Here is a 20,690-nt window from a genome sequence, read left to right as displayed (position 1 = left end):
ATCGGCTAAACAAGCGAATATTTCATTCATTTTAAGTATGTTTGTGATTAGAATCTATTTTACAATTACCTATGAAACATTCAGGCAAAAAAATTAGCCTTCTATTAAGTCTTACCATACTTGCCTTTGGCGAAATTTCTGCACAAAGCAATTTAACATTAGAGTCAGCCATTGAACTTGGTTTGAAGAATCATTATTCCATCCAAATTTCAAAGAAAAAGGAAATTCAAGCTCAAAATGACAATACCTTAGGCAATGCTGGATTTCTACCTACAATCACAGGAACAGCCAATAAAAATTATACAGTTTCAGGAATTGATCAAGAATTTTTTGGTGGCCTAAGGGCTCCATTGGTTCAATCTGGAGTTAATTCAAATTCAGGTAATGCGGGAGTTACCATGGCTTGGACGCTATATGATGGAAAAGGCATGTTCATTTTACGTGACCGATTTGCAGAATTACAAAAACTAGGAACCAAACAAACTGAAAGTACCATCGAAAACCTAATCGCACTGATCAGTACTTCATATTATGAAATTATTCGCCAGAATTTACGAGTAAATAATTTCAGAAAAGGCTTAGAAATATCGAATGACCGTTTAAAATTAGCAAAAGATCGTTATGAGGTAGGTCAAGGATCAAAAGTCGATTACTATTCAGCTCAAGTCGATTTCAATGAAGACAAAGCGGCTTTATTGGCACAGGAACAATCATTGATGAATACCAAAATTGGCTTCAATGCTTTATTAGTCAGAAATCATGATACCGATGTATCCGTTAATACTAGCATTGAGCTCTTTCCTAAAATCAAACTTGAAGATTTAAAGGCGCAAGCTTTGCAACAAAATCCCGTATTGATGTCCGCTATCTTAGCTAAAAAAGTAGCAGAATACGATATTCAAAATCTAAAGAGCCAACAAATGCCACAAATTGATTTATTGGCAGGATATAATATGTCCTCTGTTAAAAATGGAGCTGGTTTTGGGGTAGAAAAAGGAAGCTCTGATGTCTTAAATTATGGAATAAGGGCAACCATCAATATTTTTGACGGAAGCAATCAGAAAAGAAGAATTCAAAATGCAAAGATCAATTCAGAAATCGCTGATTTACAAATTGAAGACCTAAAAAATAATTTACTTTCTTCCATCGAAAAAGCCTTTGTTTCGTATGAAAATGCCTTAAATCTAATCAATTTAGAAACAGAGAATTACACCATTGCCAAGCAAAATATTGAGATCGCTTTTGATCGCTTTAAAGTAGGAATCGCCACCTCTTATGAACTTCGGGAAGTTCAGAGAAATGCAGTGGCTGCGGAAACACGTTTGATTGAAGCAAAATTTTCTGCCAAAGCTGCTGAGATCGAATTAATTCGTTTGAGTGGTAAGATTATCTAATTGTTGCTGGTAAAGATCATAGTATAGGCCTTCTTTTTTCATCAAAGAAATATGTGTGCCATTTTCAACAATATGACCGTCCTGAAGTAAAAAAATGCGTTTAGCTAATTTCGCAGAAGAAACTCGGTGCGAGATAATTAAACTAGTCTTGTTCTTCATCAATGATTTAAGATTTTCCAATATGGTATGCTCTGTATGCGTATCTAAAGCAGATAAACAATCATCGAATAATAACATTTTCGGATTTTTAGCCAAGGCTCGAGCAATGGAAACACGCTGTTTTTGTCCTCCGGATAATGTCACCCCCCTTTCACCCAAAATAGTTTCAAACTTTTCTGGAAATTCCATGATATTATCATAAACATCCGCATTTTTAGCAGCCGTTTCAACTTCTTCTTGGCTTAAATTTTCATGGCCAAAACGTATGTTTTCAGAAATAGTCGTAGAAAACAAAAATACATCTTGAGGTACAAATCCCAGGTTTTTTCGTACTAACTGTATATCCCAATCTTTCAAATCGATTCCATCCAAAAGAATTCGACCTTGAGTTGGATCATAAAAACGTGCCATAAGTTGCGCCACCGTACTTTTCCCTGAACCAGTGGTACCTAACATGGCCACAGATTCACCCGGTTTAATCTCAAAATCCAATTTATTCAAAACTAAATTTTCGGTCCCAGGGTAAGCAAAACTCATTTGTTGAAATTCCCAATGACCTTTAATTTCTTGTCTAACCTGTAAACCAGTTGACATCTCAGATCGAGCGTCCAAAAACTCATTGATACGTTTTTGAGAAGCAGCAGCACGTTGAATTTGGGAACTGGTCCAGCCCAAAGCAGTAACTGGCCAAGTCAACATAAAGACATACATGATAAACTCCGCAATATTCCCAATACTAATTCGACCAGCCATCACCTCTTGCGATCCAATAAAAACGACCAATAAAGTACTTAAACCAACCAATAATGCAATTAATGGAGTAAAAAGAGAATCAATTTTTACCAAGTCTAGCGACTTTTTACGATACAAAGATGAGGCTTCACCAAATGAGGAAACTGATTCTTTTTCTCGAACAAATGATTTCAATACTCGAATTCCCGAAAAGGCTTCTTGAGCAAAGGTAGAAATAGCAGATAAACCTGCTTGTATTTCCTCTGATTTTTTCATGATCAAAGAATTCACGTAATAAATGCTCAAAGAAAGAATGGGCAGGGGAAGTAAGACAAACCACATCAGTTTGACATTTACTTGGTACATATAATAAATCACCAGAATGAAAACACTAATTAAATTTAGCCCATACATGATACTAGGACCCACATACATCCTCACCTTACTAACATCTTCTGAGATACGAGCCATCAAATCGCCCGTATTTTGCTTGCGGTAGAACGACAAAGGTAAAGTCTGATAATGCTCATAAATTTCGTTTTTCAGCTCATATTCAATGTGCCTCGACATTACAATTAAAGTTTGACGCACCAGAAATAAAAATACGCCTTTGATCAAGGCCATAACAACGATTAATCCACCATAGAAAAACAAGGTGGTAGCAAAAACTTCATAAAAAGCCGATTGCATCTCAAAGCCTTTGAATAGAAAATAAACGTTGATGGTATCGGTTACCAAATCCAAGGCAAAGCGAATGAGTTGTGCAGGAACGACACCAAAAAAATTGGAACAAAAGGTAAATAGAATACCTAAAAAAAGTAACCATTTATATTTCCAAAAAAATTTATTTAAGTGCGCTAGTGCCTTCATAGTAAATTAACTTCCTGCAAAGATAGAATGTTTATCAATTAAAATTCTTAATTTTGTGATTCTAAAAACACAACGGTCTTTAATTTCGGATGGTAAACAGAAGATTACTTCGAGTGAAAGCTTTTCAGCAGTTATACGCATATAACACGCAAGAGCGCGCACAATTTCAATTGGCATATGATGAATTGGGAAATATTTTCCAGCCTGATTTATCCTTAATGATTGCTAAGGAAGATCAAGCACCTAAATTAGAGGGCTTGAAAAAATTAGCAGAAATTCAATTAACGGAACTCTTTAAATCAATCCCTACCGAAGAAACGATTCCCAAGGAAGCCAACGATGCGGCTCATTCAGCATTCAGGGTTTATCATCAAGAACATCGAAAAATTGCCAGTCGTTTAAAAAAAGAAATGGTTCACGAAGTAGAAAATATCTACGTTCAATATATTAAAATCCTTTTTTACCTTCAATCCCTAACTGAAATAGCCTTTTGGGATGAAAACCGTAGATTGCTGGAAAATCCAATCAAAACCTCCTTATTAGGTAAAAATAAAATATTAGCCATTTTGCCAAAGTGGATCGATTTGCAAAATGAAATCAAAAAAAATCACATCGGTTGGTCAGAGGATGAAGAAAACCGTTTGAAGAAGGTTTTCATTGAAGGCATTTTACCCGATGAACAATTTGTTGAATACTTACCCAATGCTGGAAAAAGTTTTTCAGACGACTTGGAGATGATCAAATATATTTTAAAAACTTTTATTTTAAAACACCCGATTATGACGGAGTATTTTGAAGAAAAAGATTTAAATTGGCATTTGAATAAAGATGTGGTGAAAAGTTTATCAACAAAGACCTTCAAAATTGAAGCCCTAGAAGTTTTACAATTACAAAACATCGCTCTTCAATGGGAAGACGATAAATTATTTTTCGAACAATTGTTTGAATTTACCGTTCAAGAAGATAAAAATTTAGAAACTTGGATTGGAGATCAAACTCAAAATTGGGAAAATGATCGTTTAGCGATGACAGATTTAATTTTACTGAAAATGGCCATTGCGGAAATGATTAACTTTTCCAGCATTCCAGTTAAAGTCAGTATTAATGAGTACATTGAATTAGCCAAAGATTATTCAACACCCAAGTCTGGACAATTCATCAATGGTGTTCTTGATGTAGTTTCAGCCAGATTAATAAAAGAAAATATAATTAAAAAATCAGGTCGAGGATTAATCGACATAGCTAACAAATAAATATGAGTAGATCATCCAAAACCTTCTGGGCATTTTTAGTCGGTGCTGCTACAGGAGCTGCATTAGGTATCTTATACGCACCAGACAAAGGTGAAAATACCCGTAGTAAATTATACTTTCAACTGAATAAATACCGTGATCAGTTGAAACAGTTGATCAATGACATAGTAGAAGGAAAAGAAATTCCAGAGACCATGGCAAAATCAGAAGGTAAAAAAGTAGTAAACGACACCAAAGTAAAAGCGGAAAAATTGCTTGAGGATGTTGAAAAAATGATGAGCCAAATCAAAGCAAAACCTTAATATGCGGTTTATCTATTCCCTTTGTTTTTTGGTATATATAAGTTCAATATCTTGCACCAATAAGCAAAAGGAAGAAGCCAGCGCAACAGAAAATGCAATTCCTGCTGAATTAAGACCGACTGCCGATAAAAAACCGATCATGAAATTTGATCGAGCATTGGTTTACTTAGGTAAAATCAAACAGGGCGATAAAGCTTCCTTCACCTACCATTTCAAAAACAAGGGAAACCTTCCATTGAAGATTGTCAGCGTGAATGCCTCTTGTGGATGTACTACTCCGAAATGGAGCCAAAATATCATTCAGCCTGGAGAAAAAGGATTTATTAAAGTAACTTTTGATTCACAAGGAAAAGAAGGTAAGATATTAAAAACGGTAACAGCTTATTGCAATACCATCCCCATGGATAATTCGGTGGGTTTCAAACTTGAAGTAATTATTCCAAAAAATACAAACAATAAATAATATGATCTATTTACAAGCAGCCAATCCTCAAATCACTCAAATCATCCTTTTTGGTGGAATATTTGTGGTATTTTACTTTTTTATGATTCGTCCACAACAAAAGAAGGCGAAGGAAGCAAAAAAATTCATTGAAGAACTTAAAGCTGGTGACAAAATTGTAACCATCGGTGGAGCTCATGGAACCATTATTACCCTTCGTGAAAAAACGGTTTTGGTAGAAGTAGATTCAAGCAAAGGCGTTCGAATTGTCTTTGAAAAGTCAGCCATTTCCAAAGATGCTTCTTCTCGTTTAACTGAAGAATAATCGAAACAAAAATGTCAAATAGCCTGATTCCTATCATCGGTATCACGGGCGGAATTGGATCCGGCAAATCAACCATTTGCCGGATTTTTTCATGCTTGAACATTCCGGTCATAGAGGCGGACAAAATTGCTATTTTATTGATAGAAAGTAAACTAAAGGAACCCATCGCTACATTATTGGGAAAGGAAGCTTTTTCAAAAGCAGGAACATACCAACGTGATTGGGTTAGAAAACGAGTAACTGAGCAACCTGAATTATTAACTCAATTAAATACAATCGTTCATCCAGCAGTTCGTTCCTATGTAAGGGAATGGCAAAAGGAAAAGACCCATGCGCCATTCAAGATTTACGAATCGGCTTTGTTAACAGACAAAAACAAACCCGAATTTGTAGACAAAATCATTGCAATGGATTGCCCAATGGAAGAGCGAATTACCAACCTTCAAAAAAGTAGACAACTAAACCTAGATGAAATAATGAAAATAATGGATATTCAACCTAGCCAGGATGATTTTCAAAAAGGTGCTGATTTTATCATTCAAAATAACAAAAAGACGAAAATTTGGCCACAAATCAACGCCATCTTTCAACAATTAAGTATGCTATTGATGGTATTGGGGACATTGACATCCTTTCAAAGTTATGGTCAAATAAAGGCGATGACTTTCAATATCCGCATGGATACGGAATCGGACGGAATCAATCAATGGAAAAACCGAATCGGATATTGTGGAGATTTAATCAAATATCAACAAGCCGATATTATTGGAATGCAAGAAGCATTTGTTCATCAAATAAAAGATCTTCAAAAAGAACTTCCACAGCATATTTGGTTTGGTAAAGGTCGTGATGATGGAAAAGAAGCCGGTGAATTTTCTCCTATTTTCTACCATAAGAAGAAATTCAAACTCATTCAACAACGAACATTTTGGTTATCCGACTCCTGTGAAAAAGTGGGATTTGGTTGGGACGCAGCTTGCCGCCGAGTGGTGACTTGGGGACATTTTCAAGAATTATCCACCGGAAAAAAATTCTATGTTTTCAATACCCATTTTGATCATTTAGGCAAAATAGCCCGAAGAGAGAGTGCTAAATTAGTACTTTCCAAAATCAAGGAAATTGCCAAAAATGAACCCGTCATTCTTTTAGGTGATTTCAATGCAACACCGGATGATGAGCCTATTCAACTTTTGGTTGACTCCAAAAATCCTGATCGATTAATCAACAGTGAGCTAATTAGCCAAAATGGCCACTACGGACCAATAGGATCATTTAATGGCTTTAAATCGGAGAAAGAAAACTCGCATATCGACTACATTTTCATTAAAAATGGAGTAAAATGTTTGCAACATGCGACTCATTCTGAGACATGGAATAATCGTTATCCATCTGACCATTTTCCGGTGAGTGCCAGCTTAATATTACCCTAATTTGATTTTGGATTTCAGGCCTTAAAAGCTAACTTGCAGTATGGAAAATTTTATTGTTTCTGCTAGAAAATATCGTCCTACCCTATTCGATTCAGTGGTTGGTCAAAGTCATATCACAACGACACTTAAAAATGCCATTAAATCCAATCATTTAGCTCAAGCATTTTTATTTTGTGGGCCAAGAGGAGTTGGAAAAACAACCTGTGCCAGAATTTTAGCAAAAACCATCAATTGCGAAAATTTACAAGAAGACGGAGAAGCCTGTGGACAATGCGAATCTTGTAAATCATTTCAAGAAAATACATCTTTAGCTATTCATGAGCTAGATGCAGCTTCCAATAACTCGGTAGAGGATATTCGTAATTTAATTGACCAAGTTCGATATCCACCTCAAGGTGGTAAATATAAAATTTACATCATTGATGAGGTTCATATGCTTTCAACAGCCGCATTTAATGCGTTTTTGAAAACATTGGAAGAACCTCCTAGTTATGCTATATTTATTTTAGCCACGACTGAAAAACACAAAATCTTACCAACCATTCTTTCTCGTTGCCAAATATTTGATTTTAATCGAATTCAATGGAAAGATATGGCTTCGCATTTAAAACAAATTGCGGAAAAAGAAGGGATTCAAGCAGAGCCTTTGGCTTTGGAATTAATTAGTATCAAAGCGGATGGAGGATTAAGAGATGCGCTCTCCATGTTTGATTTAAATGTTACTTTTTCGACCGATAATATCCTTAGGCATAAAGATGTTTTAGAAAATTTACACATTTTAGATAGCGATTATTACTTCACCTTAACCCAATTTTTAATTGATCAAAATCACAGTGAATCCTTGTTATTGATCGATGAAATTATGCGAAAAGGTTTTGATGGACATCAATTCATCAGTGGTTTTATGGAGCATTTAAGAAATTTGTTATTTGCAAAAGACCCTAGAACCTTGGCCTTAATGGATATTGGAGAAGAAATAAAAACCAAATTTTTGGAACAATCTTCTCAAACAAGTGCTTCATTTTTACTTTCTGCAATGAACATTTGTTCCCAATGTGAAATACATTACAAAAGTGCAAAAAACCCAAGATTACATTTAGAGTTAAGTATCCTAAAAATTAATTATCTACCTTCTGTTTACCAGCCAAATAACCAACCTGTGGTGGAGGGCGGCGCCGGAAAAAAGTCTGATACACCTACCCAAAAGGTAGTTGAATCATCCCAACCCATCCAAGCCAAAGCGGTAGTTGAACCTGCTGTGCAAGTAAATTCTTCGAATGTAGAAGTTGAAAATACACCTACAGTTGCCAATGTAATAGCACCAGCCATACACCCCCCCTTTAATGAACCAAAAACAATGGTGGCGGGTAAGGGCTTACGAAGTGCTAAAAAAATCATCGATCATAATAGTCAGAAAGAAAGTGATTTAGGTCAATTAGATGGTCAATCTAATCAAATAAACCATCCCTTTACCTTTGAAGATGTTCAAAGGGAATGGAACATTATTGCGCAAGAATTCAAGAAGCAAAACTTCATTAATAAATTTGTGATGATGGATCGTCCGATTGAATTAATCGATACAATTCTACACATCAAAGTTGAAAATGAAGTACAAGTACAACAATTCAATGAAACTATCCGTTTAGAATTACTTTCTACCCTAAGGGAAAAAGTGAAAAATTCCTTGATTGACATCGAGTTGGATATCATTGAATATGCCAAAAACGAAAAAAGATCTTTGTATACTCAATCAGATAAATATGAATATTTGGCTAACAAATACCCTATTTTGATTGAAATGAAACAGAAATTTGGCTTAGACCACGAATATTAGTCTTAACGTATTTGTCCGTTCCCTCGAATAATCCATTTCTCAGTCACCAATTTTTCCAAAGCAAAAGGGCCACGAGCATGAAGTTTCTGCGTAGAAATACCAATTTCAGCTCCTAATTCAAATACTCCTCCATCGGTAAAACGAGTAGAAGCATTCCAATATACGGCAGCGGCATCCACTACTTTAAGGAAATAATTGGCTTCCGATTCATCCTCAGTAATGATGGCTTCTGAATGCCGAGATGAGAAAGTAGAAATATGTTTAATGGCTTCTTTCAAAGAAGATACAATCTTAATGGAACAAGCAAAATCCAAAAATTCTCTACCAAAATCAGATTCTTCCGCTATTTGAACAAGAGGATAATTCAATTTGCTCAAAATCTCGTATGAATGATTATCCGCATAAATGCTTACCTGAAATTTTGCCAATTCAGGGCTAATCAATTTAAGAAATTCTTCTGCTTGATTTTGGTGTAACACAATGGTATCTAAAGAATTACAAACCGACGGCCGAGAAACCTTTGCATTTACTACAACAGGCACTGCCTTATTCAAATCAGCAAATTCACTCACATAGGTATGACAAACTCCAGCGCCGGTTTCGATGGTTGGGACCAAGGATTCTTTTCTTACTCGCTGAATGAGAGACTCTGAACCACGGGGAATAATAACATCAATATATTTGACTGCGGTAAGCAATGTGCTAACATGTTCTCTGTCAGTCGGCAACAAACGAACTAAATCCGTAGATAAGCCGCATTTACTTAAGGCCAAATGAATAATTTTCACTAAAACAGCATTGGAGTGCCAAGCATCTGACCCCCCTCTTAAAACGACTGCATTTCCAGATCGAATACATAATGCTGCTACATCTATGGTGACATTGGGTCTGGATTCATAAATTATTCCAACCACTCCTAAAGGCACCGCTACTTTTTCCAATAACAAACCATTTTTCAAGGTTTTTGAAAGTAAATTAGCTCCAGAAGGATCAGGTAAAAGGGTTATATCACGAACACTACTAGCCAAAGCTTTTATCCGATCTTCGTTCAATAACAAACGATCTCTCATCGGATCAGTAGCGGCCATTTTCATTAAATCTTTGGCATTTTCTTGAATAATCTCCGTACTATTTTCTTCTAAATTCAGGGCAATTTCAAAGAGAATTTGGTTTTTCAACTCGGAATCTGCCATAGCAATGGATGAGGCCGCTTCTCGGGTAGTAGCCAATAATGATAAGATGTCTTCTGAATTCAAATTCATACAATTAATTTTTAATAAATTTAATCTGCTTACTAGTCAAATGATCCTTTTGAAGGGAAAGAACATATATTCCCGATGGTAATCTTGAAATATCAATCCACGTAGAATGGCTACCCATCAATTGTTTACCCAAATTTTGAGCAAGAACATATTGAGCTGATAAATCATAAATGGATAAGTCTATTTCGGCGTCAGCATTTATTTGATAGCTCACTTGCAATTTATCTTGAACTGGATTGGGGAATACTTGAACATCAAAAACGAAAGGTTCCTCCTCTTTTGATAAAATCAGAGGAGATAAAAGTTGAATTTTTGATTCAATCCAACTAATTCGTTTAGGAAACCAATCTTTCAAATAAGCAATTTCTTGATTCATATTCGCGCCAACAAATCCATTCGGCCAAATATACTTTCCAAACAATGGATATCGCTGGAAATTACGGGTCAAAGGTTCTTGTAAAACATTTTGTACAGAATCTATTTGCTGATTGATGTAATTGGTATTGAAGATGGTTTTTCTCAATTGAAACCATCTACTTTTTAATTTATTGACATAGACTGTATCTCCCATCAATTTACCCCACCAAAAGGGTGCTTGAGTACCATCTTTCGTTATTTCTGGTATTTCGTTGACGATATTAAAAATCCAACCATTGGCATTATTTCCATTGTAATAATCAGCATTACCAAATGATAAATTATAATCCCAAACTGGCCCCATTTTAATCTTCCCTCCTTTACTGTCCCTTTCTTTGTAAAAATAGGTACTCAAACGATATGCATCGACGTTTTTCGACAATTCATTCACCAAAAAATAATCTACAAAGGAAGGAATATCCATCATTCTACGGTATTGGGCTGAAGGATCTGTTGGATTTTCTTCCGATAAATTCTTTTCAAAAGTACCGAAAATGCCTTTGATATAATTGAATTGTTGACTCACCAAAGAATCCTTTTTAGGGTAATCAATCAGAAATTGGGGCTTAGAATTACCCAATGGTGTCACATAGTTACTCGAAAAACTCATATTTTGAGATGAACCCGTATTCTTATCAAATTTCAAAATATAGCCTCCCGTTAGATTATCACCAGATGTATCTGTCAAATGAAGCTTATCAATAGGCACGCGGTTTTTCCCTTGTTTAATTTTCTCCATAAACAAATACACCCCTTGGTATTGTTCGTTGATAATCAATTCAATATACTTGACATCACTTGACAAAAGGCCCATTTTTTTAGCCAAATGTTGAGCCAAATAATCCCTCAAAAAAGTACGATCATTATAGGATGCATTGAGAACCCAATCGGATTCCGAGGCCATATTCAACAAAGGTAATTCCACCGTTTTTTTACCACTTGTATCTGTCCAGATCTCAAAACCATACGGCATTTTAACAGGAATATTCGGTAAAAAATAAAAGCCAGGTGCACCTTGGGAAGTCGAACCCCGAAATTCAATTCCAGCAATAAATTTATGTTTGGGTACATCGGTCAATTTATTCCATTTCCCTGGACCATTGTCAAATAGTTCCATGCTTGCCGGAACTTTGGGCTCATCTTTGATATCCTTACCAATATAAGTAGTAATCCGCAAGATAGGTAAATTGGATTCTCTTAAGACCTGTGCTTGAATTTCGAAGATGGAAACACAAAAAAGAATGATATAAGAAACTAAATAACCTCTAAAAATCATGCCCTAATGTTAAGTAGCTAATTGGAGCTTTAATTTCACCACTTTCAAAACCAAAAGCATAATCTAACTTGATAAAATAACCAAAAAATTCTGCCCTTGCTCCTACTCCATAACCCAATAAAAATGGATTTCTAAAATCAGTAACGGTTGCTTGGAATGGATTGGGTTTACCTCCATATACATTGGTATTGAATCCATTTGATTTAGAAAAAGGACTAGAGCCTGTCCAAGCTGAACCAATGTCCGTAAATCCAGTCAATTGTAAAGTATTCAAGAAAGTCGAATGCACATATTCCGTACCAATAAGATTTTTCACAGGCACTCTCAATTCCAAATTCAATAATAAATGATTCGTTCCAGAAAATCGATTAACATTAAAACCACGTAAAGGACTAGCAAAATCACTCATAAAAACATCTCTTTGAGCTATTCCATTTTTACCCAAAGGATTTTCCTTATTCCGAGATTCACGTTGAATAAACAACCAATTATCCATTCCTCCCAACATCGTTTGAGGGCCATTATCACCAAAAATATGGGATGCTGAAAAACGAGTAGCTAAGTAAAGACTTGGTGATATTTTGACATATTTTCGAAAATCAAACTTGATCCGAGAAAAACCATTGGAATTTTTATCCAAACCCATTTGATTTTCAAAGGAAGTGACCAAACGGTAACCTGTCTTCAAATTAACACCAACCACTTCTGTTTTATCAAATGAGTATTCAACTTTTGAACCTGCAAACGTTCCTACATCTTCAGGGGTGTTTAAATAAAACTGATCAAATGCTCGATTCAAGGTAAATATGCCCGAAAATGACAATTTACTTCGCACGTTAAATGGGTAAATCCCTTTCAATTCAAATCGATTATGTCGAATTTTTTGGGCGAATAATTCATTTTCTTGATCCAAAACCTTCCGATCAAAACGAACAGTCCAATCAATTTTCTTAGCTAAATACGAATACTCACCCCATAAATCCACATTTTTCAAATTCGCCCCCACATAAACACCCGTTTTAATTAAATGATTTTCCATCAAATCATTCATTTTCACTTCAAAGGAATATCCCAATCCACGAACAGGATCAGATAAAAATTGCCCTTCTGAATTATTGACCACAAAAGAATTTTCGTAATTAAACGGGCCTGTTATTTTCGAGTTTAAGGCTTTATTTCTGATCAACTGCTGACGCTCCAAACGAGATTTACGCTGCTCAAAACGTCTGTTAGTACTACTTGTCGAATCTTCGGAAGAATCCACTGAGTTACTTTCTTGAACCACATCATAGGTAAAAGGAAGCCAATCAATGGTAGAATAATTATTTAATGATTCTTTGGGAAGCAATTGTAAACTTTGGCTTAAAATTTCATTGGATTTAACCACTAATAGTTCCTCAGATTGATCATAGGAAAGCCAAGCGCCGCTTCGTACCGACTTCTCTTTAAAAGTAGAATCCTTCATTGAATAAACCACCCATGAGTTCCCTGTTGGAAACTTACTTAAAAAAGTCCATGTAGAATCAGCATTCAATCGTAAATCCTTGATTTCTCCTTGATGATAAAAAAGCGAAATGGGCTTTGACGGCTCTTCTGTGTTCCATTGATAAACGGCAGTGAGTTGACCCTTTGTATTAGCTACATTTTTCAAAGAATCCATGATCCCTTTAGAAACATAATAAACTCCATCTGAATTCGGAATCCAATGAGCTTCTGTTTCATCATGCGAATCCTGGGTAATGGAGGAATAACGACTTCTTCTCAAATCAAATATCCCCACATCTACTTGACCATTTCGTAAATTACGTAAGAGAATTCGCTGATTATTGGATGACATCTCAAAATCCAACACATTTAGATCACCTAATTTTTTCCGACTTTCAAGTCGAATATTGGATTTGGTAGTTGTCAAAGCAGAATAACTTTGCAACCAGGAAGAACCTTCTTGCGTAAATAAAATCGAAAGCGAATTGGATTTCCCCCAACTAACCAAAGGACCTCTTGAATCGTAATTTTGCAAGGGATCTTTGACATTCGTTTGATAAATCAAGCTTTTCTTCTTCGTGGTAAGATTCATCAGAAAAACATTGTACTTCAACGATTCCTCTGTTACATAGGCTAGCCATTTGCCATCTTTACTTAGCTTAAATTCTTTGATTAATTCATTTTTGTTTAAATCAACCTCCGTCAGAACAGATAAATTGGCAGGAATGGTGGAATTTGATTCAATTACTTTGAATTGATTGACATTGAATTTCGCCCAATCTTGAAGCACTTTCACGAATGGTTTTTTCAAGGTACTAGAAATACTGGACTGCTCATTTCGGATTATTCGTGTCAAATTCAGAATATTACTAATGGGACTGATTCCATACATTTTAACAATATATGACCAAATAGATTGTCCCAGCCATTCTGCTTCTTGTCCACTAGCAACACTTAATTTTCGGATTTTATTTTGATTAATTACCTGATAAGCAAATTGATTCATTTCAGGTGTATCGCCTTCAGCTATATAGGCTGCAATTCCAAAAATGTACCAATCAGAAACGCTCAGTAATAATGAATTTTGAAGAGCGTCTTTGATGCTTCCTCCAAACAACATATCATGTACATAAATCTTAACTACTTCTTTAACGAGTTTCTTTTTGAATTGAGCCAAATTCTCATTAAAAGCTATTTCAAGCTTAAATTTCGAATAGTTTTCTTCCTTGATTTCGGCCAACGATGAAAGACTAACTCCACTATTGCTTTGAAACAATTCTTCATCGGATGGATACAAAAACACTTTCACCTTATCGAATGGCGAGTAACCTAAAACAGTTGAAATTCGGTTGAAATCTCCATCCAAGAACTTAAGTGTCGTTCTAGCTAAAGCTTCATTTTTTCCATAGAAATAAACTTCAAAATTTTGGCTAGATACATATTTCCAATCGAATGAATGATATTGAATTCTTGTCTTCTCAATTTTTCGTTGGGTAGGATAAAAGTCTTGAGCTTGCGTGGTTAAAGTCAAGCACAACAACATAAACATAAAAAAGGATCGTAAAGAATTCCTCATGGGTATAATTTTAAAAGCAATAACTCAAATTTAATGATTTAAATGGAAAATAAATGGTTAAATCGACGAATTGATGCTTCCGAATTAACTAAACTTTTTCCTAATAATTCATCCACGAATTCCTTAGCAAAAAATGGTGACAATGAAACGCCTTTAGAACCAAATCCATTAAAAATGGCATAAGGCAATGTCGGATGAAAACCTACAAAAGGACGGCGATCCTGTGTAGCTGGTCGAACCCCACAAATTACTTCCAATGGTTCATAATCATCTACCCCAAAAGAACGTAATTTCTTTTCTAAATCAATCAATGCATCTTCATGAGGAGTGGAAGATAAATTATCCCAGCGATAGGTGGCTCCTACCTTAAATTCATTTTGTTCCAAAGGGAGAATAAATCCATTTTTATTCAAGATGACGTCGGTTTTTAAATCATTATTTATAAACCGTAATAATTCACCTTTGGCGGGTAAAAAGTTCAGATGACCGAAAATGGGATTCTTATGTTGGGCATGAAAACCTTCACAAAATACGATACTAGAAAATTGATCTAATGGCGAGGAAGTTGAAAAATCATATTCGCGTTCTTCATAATGGCCATTTTTTTTAAAATATTCCCTTGAACATCTAAGAAATTTAGCCACATCCAACCAACCCGTTTTTTTTATCCAAACACCATCTGCAGACCAATCCAAATAAGGATTATCAATTTCCAACTTCCGATCCAAAAGCCAATTTTTCATTTCATCATTGGCAAAAGGACGAAAAAGTGGCATGGGGTAAAAAAAGGAATCTTCCAATATCCGTTCTAAATATTCATAGAATGGAAATAAATAATCGAACAAGTCATTGGCTAACCAAGTTTGCTCCAATTTGCGACCTGTAATAGGATTAAATATACCTCCAGCTGCAAAAGATGAGGTAAAATGACTTTGAGGTGAATTCCAGATGTGATACGGAATTTTATTTTGTTCCAATTGATGTGCCAATATAGAGCCTGCGAGGCCTTGGCCAACAATTAAAACAGGAAAAGTAGAGTTAGCTGATTTCACTTTGCACCCTTCGAACTTCGGTTAACACAAATTCAACTTGATCTTCTAAACTACGAAACGAAGTATCTAAATCAACTGCATCTATCGCACGACGTAAAGGACCTTCACTGCGATTGGAATCAATTTCGTCTCTGATTTTTAAATTTTCAATTATTTGCTCCAGAGGCAAATCCTCCCCTTTTTGCATCAACTCTAATTTTCTCCTTTGTGCCCGAATTTCTGGTTCTGCCGTCATGAATATTTTCAATTCAGCATTCGGAAAAACAACAGTACCTATATCTCTTCCATCCATCACGATGCCCTTTAATTCTCCCATTTTTTGCTGTAATGCAACCATCGCATGTCTAACAATGGGTATAGCAGAAATCTGACTTACCATATCCGAAATATACATTTTTCTGATTTCAGCTTCGATATTTTCACCATTCAATAAGGTATCTGATGCTTGTTTTTCAGGATTAAATTGAAATGTAATATGAATATGCTTTAATGCCTCTTTAACTTGGCCCAAATCTGTAATGTCAATGTGTTGTCGATGAAAATACAAAGCAACCGCTCGATACATGGCCCCTGAATCGACAAAAATGTAAGATAAAGCCGCCGCCACTTTTTTAGCAGTTGTACTTTTTCCACAGGAAGAAAAGCCATCTAAGGCAATGACTATTTTAGACATTATTCAAATTTAAAAAGTGGGCAATGGTTTCGAAGCATTTTTGAGATTCCTCATAGGCAGCTTGATGGCCAGAATGTTCAAAAAGCACCATTTTATGTAATCTAGGATTCAAAGCTACACATTCTTCTATATCTGCCATGGAAATTAATGAATCATTTTTACCATGTATAAACAAAAAAGGAATAGTAGTTGACTCAAGCAATGCCCGACCATCCATTCGATTTTTCATGGCCAAAGTGGCCGAAATTAGTCCCTTAGAAGAAAGACTTTGATACCTTTTGATTAAATTTTCCAACAAATTTGGATGTAAATTCGAAAATTCAGTCGAAAATAAATTAGGCACAAAAAGAGGAATAAATTTCTCTACTCCCATATTTTTTAAAAATTCAGCAGTTTTATCTCTATTATGTTTCTTTTCCTCTGAATCTGGAAAAGCTGTTGAATTTAACATAACAATCTGTTTGATTTGCTGTGGAAATAATTTGGCTAGCTCTAAAGCGATATATCCACCCATGGAATGTCCAACAATATAATAATCCACATCCAAGGAAAAGTCAGAAGCAATTTTTAATGCATACTCCTCTAGAGTATGACAATCAGACCAAGAAGAATAATTGGGATAATTTGTAGTTATATTCCATTCAAATTTGGGAAGAAAATCTTCCCAAACCTGATGATTTTCTCCAAAACCATGTAAAAATAGCACCTGTGGAGTATTCATTCAAATAGTCTTAAGCCACCTTTAATTGATGAAATACTGTTTTTTCAAATTTATCTTTGGCATAACTTAAATCGACTTCAAATGACCTTAAGGTATCTTGAGAAGGAATTTCGAACATCGCATCTGTCATGATCGCCTCCATAATAGAACGCAATCCACGAGCTCCCAATTTGTACTCCATCGCTTTTTCAACGATATAAGCTAAAGCTTCTTCTGTGAAAGTTAATTTAACATTTTCCATATCAAAAAGCTTTTCATATTGCTTCACGAGCGCATTTTTAGGCTTTGTCAAGATGGACAAAAGTGCTGAACTATCCAAAGGATTCAAATACGTAATGACAGGTAAACGACCTAATAATTCAGGAATTAATCCGAATGATTTCAGGTCTTGAGCCGTCACATATTTCATGATTTGATCTTGTTCAAAGGAATCATGGAACATATCATCTCCGGAAAAACCGATTGGCCTTGAGTTCAAACGTTTTGCAATATGACGTCCAATTCCATCAAACGCACCACCACAAATGAATAAAATATTTTCAGTATTGACCGCAATCATTTTTTGGTCAGGATGCTTTCTTCCTCCTTGCGGGGGAACATTCACAATCGATCCTTCCAACAACTTCAATAAAGCTTGTTGAACACCTTCCCCTGATACATCTCTAGTAATGGATGGATTATCCGATTTACGGGCAATTTTATCAATTTCATCGATGAAAACAATTCCATTTTCGGCCTTCTCAACGTCATAATCAGCGGCTTGCAAAAGTCGGGTTAAAATCGTTTCTACATCTTCCCCTACATACCCCGCTTCTGTAATGACAGTTGCATCAGCGATACAAAAAGGCACTTGAAGGCGTTGAGCTAAAGTTCTAGCTAGATAGGTTTTACCAGTTCCTGTTTCACCCACCATCAAAATGTTGGATTTTTCAATCTTAACATCATCCGCAGAGGGCGTTTGCATCAAGCGCTTGTAATGATTATAAACAGCTACGGAAAGATGTTTTTTAGCTTCATCTTGGCCTATCACATATTCATCTAAATGATTTTTCAAATCAATTGGTTTGACTAAATCGAATTTCTTTCTCGAATTTTTCGTCTTAGCCGATTTAAAACCTAATTCTTCTTGAACTACATTATAGCCTTGTTCTAAACATGAATCGCAAATTTGACCATCGATACCAGATAATAGAATACCAACTTCATTTTTTGAACGACCACAAAAAGAGCAATTATTATTTTTCTTTGGACTTGCCATGATTAATTATACTGTACGTGTCAAAATTTCATCAATTAAGCCATATTCTTTGGCTTCTGCTGCTTTCATCCAATAATCACGGTCACTATCTCTTTCGATTTCCTCAAAAGATTTACCGGAATGTTTGGCTAAAATTTCATACAATTCTTGACGAATTTTAACGATTTCTCTTGCTGTAATCTCAATGTCGCGACTTTGTCCTTGAGCACCACCAGAAGGTTGGTGAATCATCACACGAGCATGTTCCAAAGCAGAACGCTTGCCTGCTGCTCCACCTGCCAATAAAACGGCACCCATAGATGCTGCCAAAGAGGTACAAACTGTCGCTACATCTGGACGGATATAATTCATCGTATCATAAATCCCTAAACCAGCATATACTGATCCACCTGGACTATTGATATACATGACAATGTCTTTTTTAGCATCCGTTGACTCCATGAATAACAATTGGGCTACAATAATATTGGCCATATAATCATCTACAGGGACGCCCATAAAAATAATACGATCCATAATTAATCGAGAGAACACATCAATTTGTGCAAAACGCATTGGTCTTTCCTCAATAATATATTGGGTCATATCTTCAATTTGATGAATAGGACGATCACCGATGTGATTCATATATTGATCAACGGCTAAACCATTTAAGCCTCTGTGATGGACCGCATATTTACGAAATTCTTCTCCTGATAATTCCTTTGGATACATAGTATGTAAAATTTAAGATTCAAATTTAAAATAAGTTTCGGATAATTACATCCTGAACTTCGTTCTAACACAATTTTCAAAAGCTTAGTTCACAGAAAACCCCGCAATAAACGGGGTATGACTGAAATTATATGTGACAAAAATTTACAGCGCAGCTGCTATCTCCTTGAATTTATCTACATCAATTTTACTTGCTTTATGTGGTATGTTGGCCACTAAAACTTCAGAAATCTTATCAGCAAAAGCTTGGTTGTACAGATTCATGAAATTATCTGATTTTGATTTGTCCGTTAGGTAACCCATCGCAATTTTTTCAATCATCTCATCGATACCCGGTTGATCAGCCGATAAATATCCACCAAATTGTTGACGAACCATATCTTTTGCTTTTTCTACAACCTCAGCATATTCAACTTTTACTTCAAATGTGCTAGCAATTTCATTTTTGATTAAATTCCAACGAATGTCTTTTTTAACATTCTCAAAATCTTGATCTATTTGTTCTGGCGTAAATTTACCTTCATTGATGCGAATCAACCAATTTCTCAAAAATGCTTCGGGAAGGTCAATCTTAATTTGCTCTAATAAAGCTTTTTCAGCATCAATTTTCAACAAATATTCCGCTTCTCTTTTGTAATTCGATTGAATAATTTCAGTAACCTGCTCTTTGAAAGAAGCTTCATCTGTTGCTTTTTCAGGTCCTAAAACTTTATCAAAAAATGCGACATTCAATTCAGATGGTACAGAACGAGTGATATCTTCCACAACGTAAGAAACATCTCCTACTAAATCCCCCACTTCATCTTCTTTTTTACCGGTAGCTAAAGCCAATGATTTTGCATCGACAAATACCTTGTCAATAGCGAATATCAAGGTATCACCTACTTTCGCACCTAAGAATATCTTTTTTGATTTATCTTCGATAGCATGCATCGGAATAGCTGATTTCTCTACCCAATCTCCTTGAGTAAATGTTCCAAACACTAAATCACGATCTTCTACTGTTTCAGGATGGGTTTGCTCACCAAATTGCTTTTTAAGATTTTCGATGGTTTCATCTATCTCTTTCTTATCAGCTTTGATTTCGTAGGAAGTAATGGTTTTGATTTTTGACAAATCAACTGCAAACTCTCCGTGAAAACCTAAATCATAATGAAAAGTAAATTCGGTATCTTTTTCCCAATCGATGGAATCGGCTTCATCCACAGCTGGCAAAGGCTCACCTACTAAATTTAAATTATTTGCCTTGATATAATCACTTACTTCGTGACCTAGCAAATGATTAATTTCATCTACTAATGTAGATTGACCATACAATTTTTTCACTAGAGGCATTGGAACCATACCTGGTCTAAATCCTTTAATACTAGCTTTTTTACGGTAATCTTTTAATTTTTTGTCAACTTTTTCTTGGTAATCAGGACCAGAAACTACAACCGTCAAACGACCTTCTAAATCATTTGTTTTGTTGAGTGAAATATTCATAAGGAAATGTTTAAAAATTTCTATTAAAAA

The 20,690-nt window shown here is 35.4% G+C and carries 17 protein-coding genes; 7 read left to right on the top strand and 10 right to left on the bottom strand.

Translation table 11 applies throughout. The annotated features are described in order from the left end of the window. Positions 1-71: 71 nt before the first annotated feature. Positions 72-1,394: a TolC family protein gene (locus tag V7S76_RS02880; RefSeq protein ID WP_459508504.1), complete on the top strand. Its 1,323-nt coding sequence runs from the start codon at positions 72-74 to the stop codon at positions 1,392-1,394. Here V7S76_RS02880 and V7S76_RS02875 read toward each other — a convergent pair. Continuing rightward, positions 1,365-3,155, bottom strand: coding sequence for an ABC transporter ATP-binding protein (locus tag V7S76_RS02875; protein ID WP_459508503.1), 1,791 nt, complete (start codon positions 3,153-3,155; stop codon positions 1,365-1,367). The genes V7S76_RS02880 and V7S76_RS02875 overlap by 30 nt on opposite strands. Positions 3,156-3,244: 89 nt before the next feature. On the opposite strand from V7S76_RS02875, the gene nusB reads away from it, so the two are divergent. Genes nusB through V7S76_RS02845 form a run of 6 tightly spaced genes read left to right on the top strand, consistent with a single transcriptional unit; the run spans position 3,245 to position 8,741 of the window. Next, positions 3,245-4,408, top strand: coding sequence for a transcription antitermination factor NusB (gene nusB / locus V7S76_RS02870; protein ID WP_459508502.1), 1,164 nt, complete (start codon positions 3,245-3,247; stop codon positions 4,406-4,408). Between the two features lie 2 nt (positions 4,409-4,410). Then, positions 4,411-4,710, top strand: coding sequence for a YtxH domain-containing protein (locus tag V7S76_RS02865; protein WP_459508501.1), 300 nt, complete (start codon positions 4,411-4,413; stop codon positions 4,708-4,710). Position 4,711: 1 nt separating this feature from the next. Next, a complete protein-coding gene (locus tag V7S76_RS02860) occupies positions 4,712-5,173 on the top strand; it encodes a DUF1573 domain-containing protein (protein ID WP_459508500.1) in 462 nt (153 codons plus the stop codon). Between the two features lies 1 nt (position 5,174). Continuing rightward, positions 5,175-5,477 carry a preprotein translocase subunit YajC gene (gene yajC / locus V7S76_RS02855; RefSeq protein ID WP_459508499.1) on the top strand — a complete coding sequence of 101 codons (303 nt, stop codon included), beginning with the start codon at positions 5,175-5,177 and terminating at the stop codon, positions 5,475-5,477. An 11-nt stretch (positions 5,478-5,488) separates the two neighbouring features. Then, positions 5,489-6,907 carry a dephospho-CoA kinase gene (gene coaE / locus V7S76_RS02850; RefSeq protein ID WP_459508498.1) on the top strand — a complete coding sequence of 473 codons (1,419 nt, stop codon included), beginning with the start codon at positions 5,489-5,491 and terminating at the stop codon, positions 6,905-6,907. Between the two features lie 40 nt (positions 6,908-6,947). Next, positions 6,948-8,741, top strand: a complete 1,794-nt coding sequence (locus V7S76_RS02845) for a DNA polymerase III subunit gamma/tau (protein ID WP_459508497.1) — start codon at positions 6,948-6,950, stop codon at positions 8,739-8,741. Positions 8,742-8,743: 2 nt separating this feature from the next. Here the strand turns inward: V7S76_RS02845 and V7S76_RS02840 are convergent, their stop codons facing one another. From V7S76_RS02840 to V7S76_RS02800, 9 genes are all read right to left on the bottom strand, one after another. After that, positions 8,744-10,003, bottom strand: coding sequence for a glutamate-5-semialdehyde dehydrogenase (locus V7S76_RS02840; RefSeq protein ID WP_459508496.1), 1,260 nt, complete (start codon positions 10,001-10,003; stop codon positions 8,744-8,746). A 4-nt stretch (positions 10,004-10,007) separates the two neighbouring features. After that, a complete protein-coding gene (locus V7S76_RS02835; protein WP_459508495.1) occupies positions 10,008-11,696 on the bottom strand; it encodes a CotH kinase family protein in 1,689 nt (562 codons plus the stop codon). After that, positions 11,686-14,757, bottom strand: coding sequence for a hypothetical protein (locus tag V7S76_RS02830; RefSeq protein WP_459508494.1), 3,072 nt, complete (start codon positions 14,755-14,757; stop codon positions 11,686-11,688). The genes V7S76_RS02835 and V7S76_RS02830 overlap by 11 nt, the downstream gene beginning before the upstream one ends. A gap of 38 nt (positions 14,758-14,795) precedes the next feature. After that, complete coding sequence (locus V7S76_RS02825) at positions 14,796-15,809, bottom strand: NAD(P)/FAD-dependent oxidoreductase (RefSeq protein WP_459508493.1); 1,014 nt, start codon at positions 15,807-15,809, stop codon at positions 14,796-14,798. Next, positions 15,796-16,482, bottom strand: a complete 687-nt coding sequence (gene cmk, locus V7S76_RS02820; RefSeq protein WP_459508492.1) for a (d)CMP kinase — start codon at positions 16,480-16,482, stop codon at positions 15,796-15,798. The genes V7S76_RS02825 and cmk overlap by 14 nt, the downstream gene beginning before the upstream one ends. After that, entirely contained in the window at positions 16,475-17,203 is a 729-nt protein-coding gene (locus tag V7S76_RS02815) for an alpha/beta fold hydrolase (RefSeq protein ID WP_459508491.1), read from the bottom strand. The genes cmk and V7S76_RS02815 overlap by 8 nt, the downstream gene beginning before the upstream one ends. A gap of 10 nt (positions 17,204-17,213) precedes the next feature. Beyond that, on the bottom strand, positions 17,214-18,461 hold the full coding sequence (gene clpX / locus V7S76_RS02810; protein ID WP_459508490.1) for an ATP-dependent Clp protease ATP-binding subunit ClpX: 1,248 nt from the start codon (positions 18,459-18,461) through the stop codon (positions 17,214-17,216). A 6-nt stretch (positions 18,462-18,467) separates the two neighbouring features. Beyond that, on the bottom strand, positions 18,468-19,175 hold the full coding sequence (locus V7S76_RS02805) for a ClpP family protease (protein ID WP_459508489.1): 708 nt from the start codon (positions 19,173-19,175) through the stop codon (positions 18,468-18,470). A 144-nt stretch (positions 19,176-19,319) separates the two neighbouring features. Then, positions 19,320-20,660, bottom strand: coding sequence for a trigger factor (locus V7S76_RS02800; protein WP_459508488.1), 1,341 nt, complete (start codon positions 20,658-20,660; stop codon positions 19,320-19,322). Positions 20,661-20,690: the final 30 nt, after the last annotated feature.

This window comes from Aquirufa sp. ROCK2-A2, assembly GCF_054558485.1.
The sequence above is the reverse complement of the archived record's forward strand: the minus strand, read 5'-3'. Positions and strand labels throughout refer to the sequence as shown.

What these genes read in the sequence shown, in the direction of transcription:
- nusB (WP_459508502.1), top strand. Translation starts at nt 3,245, where the DNA reads ATGGTAAACAGAAGATTACTTCGAGTGAAAGCTTTTCAGCAGTTATAC.
- V7S76_RS02805 (WP_459508489.1), bottom strand. Translation starts at nt 19,175, where the DNA reads ATGTATCCAAAGGAATTATCAGGAGAAGAATTTCGTAAATATGCGGTC.
- V7S76_RS02800 (WP_459508488.1), bottom strand. Translation starts at nt 20,660, where the DNA reads ATGAATATTTCACTCAACAAAACAAATGATTTAGAAGGTCGTTTGACG.
- coaE (WP_459508498.1), top strand. Translation starts at nt 5,489, where the DNA reads ATGTCAAATAGCCTGATTCCTATCATCGGTATCACGGGCGGAATTGGA.
- V7S76_RS02835 (WP_459508495.1), bottom strand. Translation starts at nt 11,696, where the DNA reads ATGATTTTTAGAGGTTATTTAGTTTCTTATATCATTCTTTTTTGTGTT.
- V7S76_RS02880 (WP_459508504.1), top strand. Translation starts at nt 72, where the DNA reads ATGAAACATTCAGGCAAAAAAATTAGCCTTCTATTAAGTCTTACCATA.
- V7S76_RS02865 (WP_459508501.1), top strand. Translation starts at nt 4,411, where the DNA reads ATGAGTAGATCATCCAAAACCTTCTGGGCATTTTTAGTCGGTGCTGCT.
- V7S76_RS02840 (WP_459508496.1), bottom strand. Translation starts at nt 10,003, where the DNA reads ATGAATTTGAATTCAGAAGACATCTTATCATTATTGGCTACTACCCGA.
- V7S76_RS02860 (WP_459508500.1), top strand. Translation starts at nt 4,712, where the DNA reads ATGCGGTTTATCTATTCCCTTTGTTTTTTGGTATATATAAGTTCAATA.
- V7S76_RS02830 (WP_459508494.1), bottom strand. Translation starts at nt 14,757, where the DNA reads ATGAGGAATTCTTTACGATCCTTTTTTATGTTTATGTTGTTGTGCTTG.
- V7S76_RS02815 (WP_459508491.1), bottom strand. Translation starts at nt 17,203, where the DNA reads ATGAATACTCCACAGGTGCTATTTTTACATGGTTTTGGAGAAAATCAT.
- V7S76_RS02875 (WP_459508503.1), bottom strand. Translation starts at nt 3,155, where the DNA reads ATGAAGGCACTAGCGCACTTAAATAAATTTTTTTGGAAATATAAATGG.
- clpX (WP_459508490.1), bottom strand. Translation starts at nt 18,461, where the DNA reads ATGGCAAGTCCAAAGAAAAATAATAATTGCTCTTTTTGTGGTCGTTCA.
- yajC (WP_459508499.1), top strand. Translation starts at nt 5,175, where the DNA reads ATGATCTATTTACAAGCAGCCAATCCTCAAATCACTCAAATCATCCTT.
- V7S76_RS02845 (WP_459508497.1), top strand. Translation starts at nt 6,948, where the DNA reads ATGGAAAATTTTATTGTTTCTGCTAGAAAATATCGTCCTACCCTATTC.
- cmk (WP_459508492.1), bottom strand. Translation starts at nt 16,482, where the DNA reads ATGTCTAAAATAGTCATTGCCTTAGATGGCTTTTCTTCCTGTGGAAAA.